Source organism: Micrococcus sp. KRD026, from assembly GCF_017168445.1.
Lineage (GTDB): Bacteria > Actinomycetota > Actinomycetes > Actinomycetales > Micrococcaceae > Micrococcus > Micrococcus luteus.
This window is the reverse complement of record NZ_JABFBA010000082.1, coordinates 1-403: the sequence shown is the minus strand read 5'-3', so window position 1 is coordinate 403 and position 403 is coordinate 1. Positions and strand designations below refer to the sequence as shown.

Sequence of the window (403 nt, the reverse complement as noted above, 5' to 3'; positions counted from 1 at the left end):
GGAAAATCCCGCCGGGCGGCCGGATGCCGAGCGCCGGCCAGAGGAAGTTCGGATGGCCGAAGACCAGTTCGCTGGGCAGCAGCCCTTCGGCGAGCAGACGCTGGTCGCCGTACAGGTCGGCCAGCAGCGCATTGAGCAGCCGAGCACGCTGCGCCACACCAGCGGCGATCGGCTGCCACTCGGCGGCGGACAGCAGGTTCGGCAGAAGGTCCAGCGCCCAGGGGCGGTCGGTGCCCTTGGGATCGGCGTAAACGTTGTAGGTGACGCCGTTCTCCTGGATCTGCCGTTCCACCAGGGCCTGGCGCTGGCGCAGTTGCTCAGGGCTGCTGCGCTCCAGTTGGCGGAACAGCCGCTGCCAATGGGGACGCACGCCGCCCTGGCGATCGAGCAACTCGTGGTAGGC

General features: G+C 69.2%; 1 protein-coding gene. It reads right to left on the bottom strand.

Translation table 11 applies throughout. The features are described from left to right. Window positions 1–403 (bottom strand): circularly permuted type 2 ATP-grasp protein (locus tag J1M40_RS12420; RefSeq protein ID WP_206450859.1); only part of this gene is annotated, 403 nt, incomplete at both ends.